At 45.4% G+C, this 15,621-nt stretch carries 12 protein-coding genes; 2 read left to right on the forward strand and 10 right to left on the reverse strand.

Annotated features, from left to right (window positions below; all coding sequences use genetic code 11):
• The first annotated feature begins 50 nt into the window (after positions 1–50).
• On the forward strand, positions 51–941 hold the full coding sequence (locus tag F9Y84_RS04995) for a DMT family transporter (protein ID WP_147390865.1): 891 nt from the start codon (positions 51–53) through the stop codon (positions 939–941).
• A gap of 96 nt (positions 942–1,037) precedes the next feature.
• Positions 1,038–2,483 (forward strand): metallophosphoesterase, encoded by a 1,446-nt coding sequence (locus tag F9Y84_RS05000; protein ID WP_147390866.1) that lies wholly within the window; start codon positions 1,038–1,040, stop codon positions 2,481–2,483.
• A gap of 145 nt (positions 2,484–2,628) precedes the next feature.
• Here F9Y84_RS05000 and ggt read toward each other — a convergent pair whose 3' ends face one another.
• The 10 genes from ggt to F9Y84_RS22380 form a co-directional block, all read right to left on the reverse strand.
• Entirely contained in the window at positions 2,629–4,371 is a 1,743-nt protein-coding gene (ggt, locus tag F9Y84_RS05005; RefSeq protein ID WP_147390867.1) for a gamma-glutamyltransferase, read from the reverse strand.
• Positions 4,372–4,781: 410 nt separating this feature from the next.
• Positions 4,782–5,399 (reverse strand): HAD family hydrolase, encoded by a 618-nt coding sequence (locus F9Y84_RS05010; protein WP_147391514.1) that lies wholly within the window; start codon positions 5,397–5,399, stop codon positions 4,782–4,784.
• A gap of 484 nt (positions 5,400–5,883) precedes the next feature.
• Positions 5,884–7,014 carry a PAS domain-containing protein gene (locus tag F9Y84_RS05015; RefSeq protein ID WP_147389590.1) on the reverse strand — a complete coding sequence of 377 codons (1,131 nt, stop codon included), beginning with the start codon at positions 7,012–7,014 and terminating at the stop codon, positions 5,884–5,886.
• 218 nt (positions 7,015–7,232) lie between these two features.
• A complete protein-coding gene (locus F9Y84_RS05020) occupies positions 7,233–8,309 on the reverse strand; it encodes an NAD(P)/FAD-dependent oxidoreductase (RefSeq protein ID WP_147389591.1) in 1,077 nt (358 codons plus the stop codon).
• A 6-nt stretch (positions 8,310–8,315) separates the two neighbouring features.
• Positions 8,316–10,274: a LodA/GoxA family CTQ-dependent oxidase gene (locus tag F9Y84_RS05025; RefSeq protein ID WP_147389592.1), complete on the reverse strand. Its 1,959-nt coding sequence runs from the start codon at positions 10,272–10,274 to the stop codon at positions 8,316–8,318.
• 339 nt (positions 10,275–10,613) lie between these two features.
• Complete coding sequence (locus tag F9Y84_RS05030) at positions 10,614–11,630, reverse strand: phage late control D family protein (protein ID WP_147389593.1); 1,017 nt, start codon at positions 11,628–11,630, stop codon at positions 10,614–10,616.
• Between the two features lies 1 nt (position 11,631).
• The gene (locus tag F9Y84_RS05035) at positions 11,632–11,847 is read right to left on the reverse strand and encodes a tail protein X (protein WP_125253363.1); all 216 of its coding nucleotides are present in this window, start codon (positions 11,845–11,847) and stop codon (positions 11,632–11,634) included.
• 25 nt (positions 11,848–11,872) lie between these two features.
• The gene (locus tag F9Y84_RS05040) at positions 11,873–12,304 is read right to left on the reverse strand and encodes a phage tail protein (RefSeq protein ID WP_125253364.1); all 432 of its coding nucleotides are present in this window, start codon (positions 12,302–12,304) and stop codon (positions 11,873–11,875) included.
• A gap of 16 nt (positions 12,305–12,320) precedes the next feature.
• Positions 12,321–15,362: a phage tail protein gene (locus tag F9Y84_RS05045; RefSeq protein ID WP_147389594.1), complete on the reverse strand. Its 3,042-nt coding sequence runs from the start codon at positions 15,360–15,362 to the stop codon at positions 12,321–12,323.
• Between the two features lie 133 nt (positions 15,363–15,495).
• Positions 15,496–15,621: a hypothetical protein gene (locus F9Y84_RS22380; RefSeq protein WP_263972633.1), complete on the reverse strand. Its 126-nt coding sequence runs from the start codon at positions 15,619–15,621 to the stop codon at positions 15,496–15,498.

Raw genomic sequence — 15,621 nt, forward strand, 5'->3', positions numbered from 1 at the left:
ATGTATGTATACTTGCCACCAAATTAATAAGCACAAGCAGCGTGGTATATATGATTGGCATTGGGGAAGCGGCAGCAATTGCAGCAGCCGGAGTATGGGCTGGTTCAACAATTTTATACAAGCGATTTAGCCATCACCTCAGTCCGTTTGAGCTAAACGTCAGCAAAGGCGTTATTGCTTCTGCTCTGATGATATTATGTTTACTCGTCACCGCTGATACCATGTACCCCACCTTACTCTCTAGTTGGGGCTGGCTGATTGCCAGTGGCATACTGGGCATAGCGATTGGTGACAGCGCCTACTTTGCTGCACTTAGAAATATTGGCCCTGCACGCACTTTGGTGATTGAAAGCCTAGCACCTGCCATTGCTGGGATCTTAAATATTATTATTCTTGGTGTTTATCTTAGCACATCAGCTTGGCTTGGCATTGCTATCACGACAGTAGGCGTAATGCTCGCAATCAAACCGAGTCGTAGCCAACCAGTAGTAGACAACAAGCACTATATACTTGGCGTTTGCTTCGCGCTTACAGCGGCTGTTTGCCAAGCTGCGGGTATGGTACTTTCCAAAGGCGCATTAACTAACGAAAGCATCAGCAGCTTGTGGGCAGCACTTATCCGTCTCGCCTCAGGTACCTTATTTGTGGCCTTTATTGTCACCTATCTGCGTTCACAAAGCCTACTTAAGGCACTCACGCTGAAACAAATTCAAGGCAAAAACTGGCTGTTTGTTGCGGTGTTTTTTGGTACTTTTATCGGCCTATGGCTACAGTTGATATCCGTTAATCATACCGACCCAGCCATCGCGCAAACCATCTTTGCAACGGCACCGCTTATGGTGATGACGATTGGGCTTTTACGCAGAGAAACTATCACTAAATCAATGCTATATGGTGGGTTAATTGCGTTAGTTGGGGTATTTTTGCTACTAAGAGGATAGAGTATCGGTGTGATCACAGATATTTGCATTGAAGGCTCGCAAACTATTAACAATCAATTAAACTTCCTTCTACTACATTAAAAAAGGAATGAAGTCATGCGCGTTATCATTGCCATTGCTGCGCTCAATTTAATAGCTTGCAGTAGTACACTTGCTGTACAACAAGCAAATACCAAAGTGCTCGGCGCTTACACTATGTTTGCGCCCTCAACTACTGAAACCCCCAATATTTATGCTCGAGTGATTGTCGATGGTGTACTAACCGACGCCAGCCAATGTCCCTCTCTTATCTCAAATAAAGCTGTCACACCAATGACATTAAGAGCAAAGCGCCCAAACCCGGCGCACTTTCCTGTTACCGTATGTGAAGCAAAGCTAAGATCAAACACTGCCTATACAGTCACCAATAGCGCATTTTCGTTAGCACCAGTCACCTTTGACCCTAAGAAAATCGCGGTTTTCGGCGATACCGGCTGTAAATCGTCAGTGTGTAAAAACAACAGCGCTGCTGAGCCGTTTAAAAGCCTTACGGCGCAAGGAGCACAACAACGACCACAGCTACTGCTTCACATGGGAGATCTCAATTATCGCGGTACTGGCGGCGCAATCTCTGGGGATACCTACGCCTATGACGCAGGTGACGGCGGCTACGGTGGTGCAAGCTGTGGCTTAAATGACACTTACTACAGCCAAAACGCGCTAAATAGCCCCAGGCCAGACACATGGAGTAATTGGCAAGCCGACTTCTTTTTTGCGACGCGTCAACTTTCAACTACGGCACCATGGATTTTTGCACGGGGAAATCACGAGTTGTGTAGTCGAGCTGGCGTTGGCTGGTTTTACTTTTTTGGCCCAGGGGCAGCCCTCCCTGATGCTGTAGACCAACAACAATGCCCAGCACAAGGTGATTATACTCAACCACCAAAATCTGCAAGCGCGCATATCATTGTGCAAAACTCCTATACCATCAATTTAAAGCCGCTCAGTATTTGGGTAATGGATAGCGCGAATGCGTGTGATGCCAGTGCCGATAATGGGCTAACTAAAGTTTACCAGCAACAATATCAAAGACTAAATGTCAGAAGTGAATTACTAAAAACCAAGCCCATGTGGATCATGAGCCACAGACCCATTTGGGGCGTTGAGAACCCAACAACCAAAGATACCCTAAACGTAATGCTACAAACTGCATTGAAACGCACCAAATCTGGCCAACTGCCCGATCATGTAAAATTATCGCTCGCAGGACATATGCACATTTATCAGTCTTCAACTTTTGCAACAAGCACCGCTAGGCCGCCGCAAATTGTCGTAGGTAACAGTGGTGTTAGTTTAAGTAACACCAATGCCTTTAGTGAATATGATTACAACTTGGATGGTGAAAATGCGGTGGTGAATACACAAGGCAAATTTGGCTTTTTATCAATTGAACTTGGTAAAGGAGGAAAGTGGCAAGGACAGTTTTTGGATGAAAATGGTGCAGCCTTTTTAACTTGTGATAGTGAAATTTCAGACAAAAAAGCGGTGTGCTTAGCAAAATAAAAACGAATATTTCTTAACTAACCTAAGGTTTGGATAAACAATAGATTGGCAGGTTTTGCTTTCAACTTATAACCTTGTGGCATTTGCTAGACTAGGGGCTACTACGCCCCTATTCCATTTACTCTAGACTGAGGTGAGAAGTGAGTTAATATCCTACCGCAGCACTGTCAGCTCGTCTTGGATCTGAGGAACCAAATAGCCCTTTATCGGTAAGCATGATTGACTGGGTCGATCCCATGGCGTTTTTTTCTGAAAGCCTATGCCCTTTACTTTCGAGTAGGCGTCGGGTGTCACCATTTAAACTACGCTCTATCCGAATTTCATCTGGTAACCATTGATGATGAATACGCGGAGCCACGGTCGCTTCAGCGATATTCAAGCCATGATCGATAACATTCATAATGACCTGTAGCGTGGTGGTGATAATTCGTGAGCCACCCGGACTACCTGTTACTAAAAAGGGTTTACCCTCTTTCATGACGATGGTCGGGGTCATCGAACTTAGCGGACGTTTCTTACCTTCAACAGCGTTGGCTTCACCACCGACTAACCCAAAGCCATTAGGACTACCGGGTTTGGCCGAGAAGTCGTCCATTTCGTTGTTGAGTAAAATCCCCGTACCTGCCGCTACAATACCCGAGCCGTAGCTAAAGTTTAGAGTATAAGTGTTACTAACTGCATTCCCCCATTTATCAACGACGGAATAGTGCGTGGTTTGGTTACTTTCAAACGGTAGCAATTTACCGGGCTTAATTTCACTACTTGGCGTTGCCTTATCTGGATGTATCTTTTTACTGCGTTGCTTTGCAAACTGCTTATCAACTAACGCCTCAACTGGTACGTCATAAAAATCAGGGTCGCCTAAGTATTCACTGCGATCAGCGTAGGCACGCTTCATAACTTCAGCCATCAAATGGATAGTTGCGGCGCTGTTATGACCCAGTTCACCAATTGGGTATTGCTCCAACATATTTAACATCTCTATGATGTGAACTCCACCTGATGAAGGCGGCGGCATAGAGATGATTTCGTAGCCTCGATATGACCCTGTTAGCGGCTGACGCTCCAGCGCTTTATATGCTTTTAGATCGTCAAGTGTCATAATGCCACCAGCCGCTTCTACTGCCGCAACGATTTTCTTAGCCGTCTCACCTTGGTAAAAACCCGCACTGCCCTTTTCTGCGATTAGCGTTAAAGAGTGAGCAAGATCAGTTTGTACCAACCATTCATTTGGTTTGTAACTACTGCCATCTTCTTTATAAAATATTGCCTTAGACGCGGGTACATCTAGCATTCGCTGCTTAATGTAATTATGAGATAGTGAGTTGGCTAGATCAGAGGTCACTTTAATGCCATCACGCGCCAGCTTTATCGCCGGTTGCATAACTTGGCTAAGGGTCATGGTGCCATACTTTTTTAGTGCTAACTCCATCCCCATAACAGTACCTGGGACACCCACAGCAAGGCCATGTTGAAGGCTAAGTTTAGGGTCTACTTCACCGTTTTCATCAAGAAAAATACCTTTATGGGCGCTACTTGGCGCCATTTCGCGATAATCAATAGCGATGGTTTTATTTTCTTTTGCTAAATGCACTAACATAAAGCCACCACCACCAATGTTTCCAGCCCTTGGTAAAGTTACCGCCAGACTAAACCCAACCGCAACAGCTGCATCAACGGCATTACCACCTTGCTTAAGGATCTCTACACCTATCTGACTGGCAAGTGCTTCTTGACTCGACACCATACCATGCTCAGCCCAGATTGGTTGCGCCGTAGCTTTAGAGCTAAATATGGGTGACTCGTCAGCATGCGCCGTGTTTCCAAGCGCAGCACCTACGCACAAGGAGACAGAGCAAGACCACACCAGTGCTGTTAATTTTCGCATCTTCATTCCGTTTTCAATTATTCTCATGATGCAGTGTTGCATGAATAAAAAGACCAAACAATCTCAATGCGTTGGGCTACTGACAATACAAATTAATCTCACACCCTAGTAGAAAAATTTGTCGCTAGAGAAAGGTTTATTAGAGAGAGCTAAAGCTTAATAATGTTAAAGCGATATGATTAATACCAATTTGACTTAATACTTGCTCAATTTGAAGCAGTAAAGCTGACGCTAACGTTAAAAATTTCTTATTTAGAACAACTAAATAGCAAAATTTTTGCCTTGCCTACACGGATGTAAGTACCTTGGCGATAGCAGGACGCGGTAGCGGGGTTATCGACAAGGTTTTCTCTCCTCAAAATAGACCACTTAATTAAGCAAATTGGTATTATTTTAAAGGTCAACGCTGGTTAAAATATTAGCCCCAACTCACGCAGCTGACGCTCAGCTTGCGCTGCGTTAAAAAATTGAATGCCGTGTAAACCAACCTGCTTTGCACCTTCAACGTTCGCCAGGACATCATCGAGGAACACACAATCACCCGCAGCGAGTTGATAGTGCTCCAGTAGATGAGTAAAAATAGCTTTGCCAGGCTTCATGCAGCCAAGTTCAGCAGAAATAATTTCACCGTCAAAGTATTGCCAGAAAGTATGACGTGCTTTTAAGTGGCTTACAATTTCATGTACGTTGTCTGTTAGGGCATAAGCACTATAGCCAGCCGCTTTTAGGCGCTGCATTAAGGAAAGCGTGCCATACAGCGGGATCAGTGATTCTTTGATATAAAAGAACAACTCCTCCGCTTGCTCTGAGGTTAATCTGCAGTGCTGTATAAAGGCTTGCTTCGTCTGTGCTTCGCTCAGCTCCCCTCGGTTAATCGCAAACCAAGTCTCACTATGGAACAACTGTTTAGATAACCCCACAACATCACATTCACTGCCAAAAGTAAGGCGTATAATCTCCTCAGGCGACCACCTAACAAAGACATTACCCACATCAAAAATTACGTGCTTAATACGACAAATAGCCATCCTTGAACCTCATTAATTATACCAATTTGACTTAATACTTGCTCAATTTGAAGGAGTAAATCTGACGCTAACAGCGTTAAAAATTTCTCATTTAGAACAACTAAATAGCAAAATTTTTGCCTCGTTATCGACAAGATTTTCTCGCCTCAAAATAGACCACTTAATTAAGAAAATTGGTATTACGTTAAACTTGGTATTATTATGCACAGTTTTTATGCTGATGCACGACCAATTCGTTTAACTGCAATGACGTAAAACAGTGCCATGTATTTATAGTACATTACTGATAAAACAGGTTAGGAATACTTTGATTTTAGGAGGCCAAGCTCACTTCAGTGCTTATCATGAGTTAGGCAATACAAACGCCATGCTGGAGTTTACATGTGGCATTTATGTCACTTAGAGGTTCACGTTGGATAAGTAAAAAGCTGCAGGTGTCCTGCCAACAAGCAGTATAAGCGCTAGTCGCTCACGCACGCTAAAATTAATTTAACATCGCAATCAATTGCCGACCCGCAGCAATCATGTTGGTTTCACCATTATAAATATTATCGCACTGCTTGGCGTCAAATACTTCTTTTATCCACACAAACAAATCTTTATTGAACATCACTAACATTTCAATTGGAATATCGCTATCACTCAAGTGTTGCGTCAAACATACTGCAACCTCATCGATAATTAATGCACCATCATTAAACTCAACACAAAAGTATAAACTGTTAGCCAGCTCCTTATACAGTTTGATGATCAGCTCAATACGTTGCTGCGAATAACCATTCGCCTGGATCAAGCCAACTTCCGCGTCCACCTCATCCACAGCTTCGAGTAAACAAGCAACGTCATCTTCTTCAATTGGACATTCTAGCCAAAAGCCTTCCGCTGACTCAGGGCCCTTTTGCTGTTTGCTAGAAAAAGCACCTAGATCATCTGGCCCCATGTCAAAAAACGCATCTTCAAATAGTTCCTCGGCCGCTTCAGAGCGCAGGTTACCATTGAGAAGCTTTTCATTTTTTTTAAGCTCAGTTAGTGTTTCATCGAATAACTCTATAGCATCTGGTGTTGATTTACCTTTGCTGCGAAAGCGGCGAGCTTCTGGCCCTACAAATGCTTGATTGTGGGTCGCATTAAAGTAAAAACGCTTAAATACTGTGGTTGATTCTTGAATTTGCTCCGCGAGTCGTCGCAGGTTGGTTAGGTCTTTTTGCATTGATATGTAATGAGTCGCAACACCTTGTTCATTGCGCACCGCAGATATGTTCCACTCTACAGGATACATGCTGCCATCTTTACGATAATTAATAGAAGAACCATAGAAAAAGCCATCACGCTCTAATGCCGCACTGAGCCTGGCAATAACACGCTTATTACTCTTCGGGCCTTGCAAAATAGCAGGCGAGTTACCAACCAGCTCAGCTAATTCATACCCTGTGTGAGTACAAAACTTTTTATTTGCATAAACAATGCGATAGCCATTATTGCGATCAGCATCAGTGATAACCACCGCATGATGGGAGTGCATCAATACTTGTTTAAGTAATTCAATTGCGGACGTTTGCTTCAAAAGCTGACTAAAAAAGAGTGTCTCTTCGACATTTTCTTGCTGGATAGGCATAGTACACCCAAAGACCAAAGCCGATTAACCGAACCTCATTTAACATTAGCTCAAATCCACAACTGTGCTAATTTATTGACGCCCAACTTACAACATTAATTTGATACCAATTTGATTTAATACTTGCTCAATTTGAAGGAGTAAATCTGACACTAAAAGCAAGATAACGACCGACGACTAGGGCAAAGCCATTTATTTCTATTGCGTGGGTTCAGCACTCAGGCTAGTGTTGTACCGTGGTAAAAATATTGTCGATGTTCTAGATATCTGGCCCATACTCTATCCATTTGTGACTGATAAAGCTCAGTAGCAAGTGTTGATCTCAGTCCATGAGCGACGAGAATTTCTGCTAACTGCATACTGCTATTCATAGCATGCAGCATTCCCTGCGACGAAAGCGGGTCAAAGCTCATACCAGCATCACCGACTGCAAACCAACCGTCAGCGGCACAACGCTCCAATCGTGCAGAGTTAGCACTCACCATAGGATGCAGCCTAGCACCTTGACGATTAACTAAATCAACCAAAGTACTAAAACCTTTCACCTGACGTGCTCTTGTCAAAAATCCATCTACATCAGCTATGCCGCTGCGTTTTATGATTTCGGCAGGTGCTTGCCACGAAAACACTCGTGTCTGCATGCCCGTATTTTGTGATAGATACGCGGCACTTGGTGCACTATACCACCAGCCGTGTGTTTCATCACTGATCACCGCAAGCTGTTTTGAGGTAGCCACTGGTGCCGTCAGCCAAAGCGCCATTTGCTTGTCGCTTAACACTAATTTGGCACCCAGCTGCCTAGCAATATGGCAACTTCGTCCGGTTGCATCAATCAAAAGTTGGGTCGTCAATTCACTCTGACTTTTTTGACTGGTAACCTGTACCTGCCAGTCCATATCCGCTTTGGTTATCCCTGCTACTTTAGCCGAAGATAACAACGAAATACCACGGCGTGCCAACTCATCTCTGAGTTGCTGTTCAAAGTGTTGCCGATGAAGATGCCAGCCAAGACCATCTGGATTTTTGACGTTATCCACTATCGTTGGATAGTCGCTGCCCCAAAAAGAAACCATTCCATGACTGGTTGTATGTTCAGAGCTTTGTAGCAAGTGCGATAAATGCAGTTTTCTAAGCACCCTAGATGCGGTTGGAGGTAGGCATTCGCCTACCTTTTCTTGTGCCTGTGCCTGCTTATCAATTACGACAACATGGTAATGTGGGTGCAGTGCTAATGCTAGTATGCACCCAGCAATACCGGCTCCCACAATAACAATGTCTGACTTCCTTTTCGTCATGTTCAACTAGCGCTTGCGACTACGACGGTGAGCTTTGTCAGTTTGTGATAGGTCAGGACGTACACCCTGTTTGCCATGCCCACTGGTCATCAACTTCTCTGTTTGCGGTACTGGCGTGTGCGGCGCGATCCCAACTTGCATGGTCGTTGGAAAACCTGTTACACCTGGCTCGCTTTTCGGCAATACGACTGCTAAGTCTGCAAAATTCGAGACCATGCTGTTTATCTGAGCTTGATACAATTCTTTTGGTTTTGTATCCGGGGGGATAGGTAAGTCATCTAACCAAAGCGCTCGGTCATTAAAAGCAGCCTGACGTACTTCTGGTGACAAACACTCATCAATCACAGCATGGTAGTTTTGCTCGGTTAACACATTATTTGGTACGCGAGCTGGCCAAAAGGTCGGCAAATATGGGTCATATGCAGCATTGTAACCATCTCGACAGCTAGCTGTATCCGTTTGCCAAGGTATAGCCATCCACCGTGTTATCCCTCCTGCAACTTGTCCTGTTAATATCGGGCCGCTCGAATGTAATGCTATTGCAGGTGTCATTTCTACACCATAATTTGTGCCATGAGTCGGCGCGGTGTTTTGTGCATGGTTAAGGCGAAATGCTTCACTATACAATCCTGCTGTACGCATCGGCCATGTCATTTCACACCCGGGATGAAAAGCATCTGCGAGGCAAAACTCCATCGCGGCTTTGGTTAACATATCGGGCTGTTGCGCCAGCGGAACATCATCAAGATCCATGGGAGGCTGGTACTTGGGATCATAATCAGACTCAAAGTCGCCGTTCGACCACTGCTGTAGCATGTGCAACTGAATATCTGTCAACGTTACAAACTGTCTTGGAGAATCATCGGCATCAACACTCATTGCATCGCCATATAACCACGGCCACAGCTGTGGCGCGGAGGCTGCAAATTGTGGATCCCACACATTCTTTTTACCTTCAGGTGTTATTTTTTCAACTTTTTCGACTTGCCTGAAATTGTTAAATAAGTTGCGTCTCGCTTCTCTCCACGTGTCAGAGTTATCATTCAGTCGGCTTATCCATTCCTTTGACGTAAAATCAAATGGGCTATGCCAACCAAACCCAGCGGCAAAACCGGCATTAACCCACTGTAGGTTTGTCATACGTTGAAAAATTGGCAGAATATCTTTGCTGAAAGAGGGTTTTCCTGAAGGCGCAGGCAACATATCTGCATCAACAGCCACTTGACGCATTAAGTCCCACATCGTACGAGGTGACTTTTGCATCGGAGCATAATCCGGTGGCGCACAAATTACCCATGCAGGTTTTACTGTTAAACACTTGCCTTGATATTCGACAGATGCCATAACCGGGCCGTCTGAGGTATCGTCGTACCAACCTTCGTTATTGCCAAAAGTAACCGCTTCGTGACCTTGGGGGTTTTCAGAAACACCATGACCACCGAGCATTATCAACCTGCCCTGTTCATCCGTGCGCATTTCACCAAGATATACTTTTTTACCCTGAAAGCGGCCTTCAAAACGACTACAGCCACAACCAGAACTAGTACCACTTATCTGACATTCACCTCCGTCGATCAGCAACGCGTTACGGTCTTCCACGTTTAAATTGCGCAGTAAACTAGGATCTGCTTCTGCTGCTTCAGGAATGTCTAATGCTAACTGAAATTCGTACCAAGAGGCTTTTTGATTTGCAAGGCGTGCACGCCAAGTGATTGATGTTTGCTCATCAGAGACTAACTCTTTGACGACATTTCCCTCTGCATCCAAACCATAAATACGAAAACGTGCCGCTTGACGTTTTAATGCACCGGTGCGGTCGCGATAATATTGAGTATCTCGCGGGATTAAAGTATCAACTTCAGGGCCAATGAAAAACTCATCAGGACTGTTTCCGACACGCATCACGCCAATAGGCGGATAGATAGCTGCCGACACAATGGGATTTTGATTGCAGTGGTGTGACATGTTGTAATCCTTTTTTGCAGTTGTTAAATCAAAAAGCATTACTGAGTGTAGAAGTAATTGATACCAGATACCATTACAGCGAATTACAGCTTATGTCATAAGAGGAAAGAGGCCAGAGCCTCAAAATAAGGATGGCCCACATGGAGAAAGGATTATATCTTGCACTTTACGTACATCGGACAATTGCTACCGATTTGCTAAAAAAACACTCAACACGGTATAACTACTTCGCCTGATATAAAAACACCCTATTCGGGACATAGGGAGAAAGGAGACATACCAACTAAGATTCAAACCACGTGGCATGCCTTTTTAATATTTATTTGTCTTCGTACTTGCTCAAATTGGTATAAGGGCTTCACAAGTCAAGTGACTGGCAAAACCTGAATGATTGATAACGTGTTTAACCTCACTAATAAACCAATCACCATCAAGGCTGTCATCAACTTCCTTAATGGTGATCACACCTCCAGCAACCAAAGCAGGATCACCAACAACGCTAAGCGCGACCACACGGTGCGCTCGGGCGAGCCTGCTTAGCATCGCATCAGCAGCCGCTTGCGCCTGTGCTTGTGTGTGGTGCACATAGGTCAGCGCTGTTTTTGGTGTGCCGCTGCCCGCACTCACTTGCTTTTTCTGTGCTAATGCTTGGTCATAAAAGTAAGCATCAACCGATTTTATCAACTTATGGTGATTGGCGTTGAGCTTCCAAGCGGTGAGCTGCTTTTTACCAATAGTTGCACTGGGTAGGGCTTTGCCTGAGAGCGACTTCCCGGTACCTTTTGCCATAAAAATGAGCTTGTCGTCTGCAATTTTCATAATGGCATCAAACTGTACTGCCAGTTTACTCAGCAGCTGCATGTCACTTTCACTTTGCTCAATGTGAGGAATTTCTAGTCCTTGAAAAGTATCTCCAATCTTTGCTTGAAGACCATATTCTGCAGCTATCTCTTTAATGAGTTTATCCAGTAATACCGGTTCATCTTTACCATTTTCAGGCCAAGAGCGCACCTTAAGCGCCTTAAAGTCTTTATCCCACAGCACTTTATTGCCGAAAAGGGTTAAAGAACGATTTGGCCCGGTCAGCTCATAAGCTCCCACTTCAAAAATTCCTAACTTAGTCGATGGTGCACTTTGATCTTTCGTCCCCTCTTTATACCCCATCGCAATTTCTAGCTTGTCGCTCGGGGACGGGAGCGCAATGGGAGCTTCAGCTAAGTTGTCAAAACGTACGTAGCAGGTATCACTTGCCAGCCCTGTTCGAGTCGTGACGCTTACTTCAACTAAGCGGTTTTTGAGTGTGTTTGCGACTTCACTCCCATTGGCTTTAATTGAATAGTGTGGCTGTAGGTTCATATTAGTCCCAGATATTAATCACTTTAGATGCCGCTGGTTTTGCAATCTCAGGTAAAAAAATACTGACCTGTTCAGGATAAAGCGGGCCAAGCTCAGCCAGTCCATGATTTGCTTCTAACACTTTTTCCACCATACCGCTGCTGCGCCCGTAGTGTTTAAAGCAGATTAAATCGAGACAATCTCCATCTCGAGTAATATAGGTCACACCTTTGTTCATGTTCACTCCTTAGGGAAAATTGCCGCTAATAGCGGCTAAGCTCCATCGTAAATTGTATTTCTCGCGGGATCCCATCGTTAAAAAACAGAGTACGAGTTTCCGCTATCCGCGTGATCACCCACTTTCCCATAACTCGACCAACACTGGGACTCGACTTACCACTTTCTTCTACATATCCAAGGGTCATTGGCTCCCCTTTGGCCGCCTCGTCTCGCATCATGTCTAATTGCTTTAGGCCGTTGTCTACAATTTGTGGAAATATTACGCCTTCTATCGTGAGTCCTTGCTCGCCAACACCGATGAACTGCATTGGAGGCGAATCTTTGTCAGTTTGCGAATCATGAGTTTCCCAACGATATGTAGACTCATATTGGAGCTTATCAAATGCCGCCGTGCTCACTGAAAATTTATACTTTCCTAGCTGCATCATATGCTTAGCATGGTTTACCTTGCTCATTTAGCCCTCTTTTTGTTTATGCTACATGGTTGTAATAGCGCGCACTGAGCGCCTGCTCAGCTTGTTGTTGCTGTTGCTCTAAGATGCGTTTCACTTGTTGTGCGATTTCTTGCGCCTGCTGAGCTTCTTTTGCATTCACGGTGATGTTTGCATTCACAGTAACAGAGCCGCCATGTCTGGTTGGTTGTAAGGTACTGTTGGCCGCACTGTCACCGCTGGTGGGCTGCGTACTTAAGCTGTTTGGATCGAGTATCGCATCAGGAGCAACCGTTTTAGACTTTTCATCTGTAAACCACCCTTTAATCGCAGATCCAACTATGTTATTGGTAAGATACCCCGCCATAGGTGCTGCCATTTTCACATACGGGTTTTTACTTTTTGACATCGCCCCAGTTACAGCATCAGCTGAAAACATCCCACCTAAGGTGCTACCAATTACGCCTGACTTTTGCTGTAGTGAAAGGGTGTCATTATTCATCGTCTCCCACACGGTATGTGCGTTAAGCGCTCTGCCTACCATGTCGCCGGCTTTACTCACCCCGTGCACTTTAGTGTTGGCGACTCCATGCTGGGACGCCAATGCCGCAGCGGTACCCGTTGCTAAGTTCAGCTCGTTAATAACATTGTTCTTAACAAAATCGAGCGCTTCGCTAGCGGCCGAGCCTGCATTAGGTGTAGCTGGCTGAGCCACAACTTGTGGGCGACTGTGATCGCTACCAACCGATGTAGATGTCGTTTCGCCAGATTGTCCCTCACTTGAAAATAAACCACCCAGTTTATCTCCAAGCCACCCACCGATTGACTCGCCACCCATTGCTCCAAGTGCACCTCCCACTAACCCGCCAATAGCAGTGCCAACCACTGGTACTACCGAGCCAAGCGCCGCACCAGCAGCCGCGCCAGCTAGTGCGCCACCAGCACCACCTGCAGCAGCACTCACTTGGGTGGTTTTTTCTTTTGCGCTAAGGGCAGGATCGGTGAGCGCCGTCATCGCATCAAATGCGCCTAAAGCCACACTCAAAGGAGCTGCCACGCGCCCTAGCAGTCGCTTGGAGCCTTTAAATACGCTGCCAAGTTTACCGCTTTTGACTGCTGAAAAACGCCCCAACTTTTGTACACTGGGATCATTTGCAGCTGCCATAGTTTTGATTTTTTTAGCTTTTCCTTTTGCTTTTTTTGGTTGCTCCGCGTCAGCATTTAGCTGTGCTGTTGCACTTGGTGCTTTGCCCCCGTCAAGCAAACGAAGAAAAGGCTTATTGCCTTTACGCTTGCTTGCCTGCTGTGGTGGTTTAGCAGAACTACCTGAAAGGTGAGTTTTGTTTTTGCGCTTTTTACCGCGTTTTTTGCGACCTTTCTTTGCTTTAGGCTGGTTATCTTTTATATCGGCTTCAAGTTCAGAGAACGACTCCGACAAGTCATCTGCCATTCCTTCAAAACCAAACTCACCAAATAAGTCTGGTAGGCTTTTAGTTAATGAAGATAAATCTCCTTTGAGTACACCTTTTATATCAATATTGGAGAGCAAATCTGCGTGCTGCTCCAACACACTCGCGGCATCTTGCAAACCAAATGCGTTTAGTAACTGAGGCCCAGCACTCACTAAGGACTGAATATCGCCACCTAAAATCGCATCCACATCAAGCTTTTCTAATGCTGGTAATGCGTTTTCCAGTACACCTGCCGCGCCATCTAGCTCAAACGCTTTGAGCAATGATGGACCCGCAGCCATCAAACTCGACACATCGCCGCTGGCTATTTGCTTTAAGTTCAGCTGTTTTAAACCAGGTACTGCGGCTTGTAACTTGTCTGCGGCATCTCCAAGCTCAAATGCCCGAAGAACTTCTGGTGCAGCATCAACCAAACTGCCAAGCTCGCCACTCATTAACCCTTTGAAATCGAGTTTTTCAGCAATTGGTAGTGCCGCACCAAGCGCCTGTGAGGCACCTTGCATATCAAATGCGTCTAGCAATGCGGGGCCATTTTGCAGTAATGATTGTACATCACCCTCTGCTATCGCCCCCAAATCCAGCTGTTGTAGTGCAGGTAATGCCGCTGACAGCGTATCCGCTGCCCCATCCATTCCAGCTGCATCCAGCAAATTAGGTAAAGTGGTAACAAGCGATCCCAACTCACCTTGGGCAAGCCCCGCTAAATCTAGCTGTGCCAAGGCTGGGATTTGTTGAGCTAATGTCTGGTTTAGCGCACCTAAATCAACCGCATCAAGTAAACTAGGTAATGCTTGTTGTAGACTTTGTAAGTCACCTTGTACGATACCCTTGAGATCAAGCTGCTCCACCGCCGGGGCAAACTGGGTCACTACATTTGCAGCCTCATCGAAACCAAACTGAGTTAATAGGGTTGGTGCCGCAGCTGTTAGTGAGCTAAGGTCGCCTTTAAGCACCTCAGTGAACTGTATATCACTCAAGGTCTTGCCGGTTTCAAGCAGCTGAGTTGGCAATGCGGAAACATCTAAATTTGTCATCAATGCCGGCAAAGCTTGACTTAATGACTCAACATCCACACAAAATTGCTGCTGTGGCTCGGCGGCTCCCTGGACTTGCTTTGAAGCTTGCTCTACTACATCCACAGCAGAGGCGACAGAAATACCATTAAAAATCGATGGCACCTGCTGCGCCAACGCCTCTAGCTCAACATCTACGGTTTGCGCCGCACGGCTAAAATCAAGCCCTGACACTTTGTCAGACAAACCATCTATTGCATGCTTAAGTGAATCAGGCAGTGCCAACATCACTTGGTCGACTTGCTCTACCAGTTGAGAGCTTTCGCCTGCGCTTGCGCCGGTTTGGCTTTTAGGTATTTGAAATTCAGGGAGAGAAAATGACGCCTCAGGATGCAACACCGCACTGGCATTTAGCTGGGTCATAATCGTGATTAACTGTTGAACTTGTTCACTGGTTGCTGTGGCTGAATTTGCATTTAGTTTGGCAACTATACTGCCTAACTGTGCCACTTGGTTTGCAAGAGAAGTTACCTGTGGCAACTTATTTTTGACTTTGTTCGCCTCGCGCGAACGAGCCTGTTTACCTTTTTTTGTCATGGCGTTACCTGAGGAAAATAAAGAAAAGTGAAACGCTTTAGCTTAGGCTGCTGAGTAAGTAGCCTAAGCTAAAGCGTCTAAAAATATGGAAATACGCCCCTTAAAGGGTTAAGGGGCGATTGCGGTCATCGGTTTAGCCCGCTTCTGTCGCTTGTTTATGATCAAGCGCTGCTTCGAACCATTCAATGAGTTCATCTTCTGTCAGCGCGTTCAGCTCGGCCAAGCCCCAGCCGGTGTACTTGGCAAGGGCAATGACCAT

Source organism: Pseudoalteromonas peptidolytica, from assembly GCF_012641745.1.
Lineage (GTDB): Bacteria > Pseudomonadota > Gammaproteobacteria > Enterobacterales > Alteromonadaceae > Pseudoalteromonas > Pseudoalteromonas peptidolytica.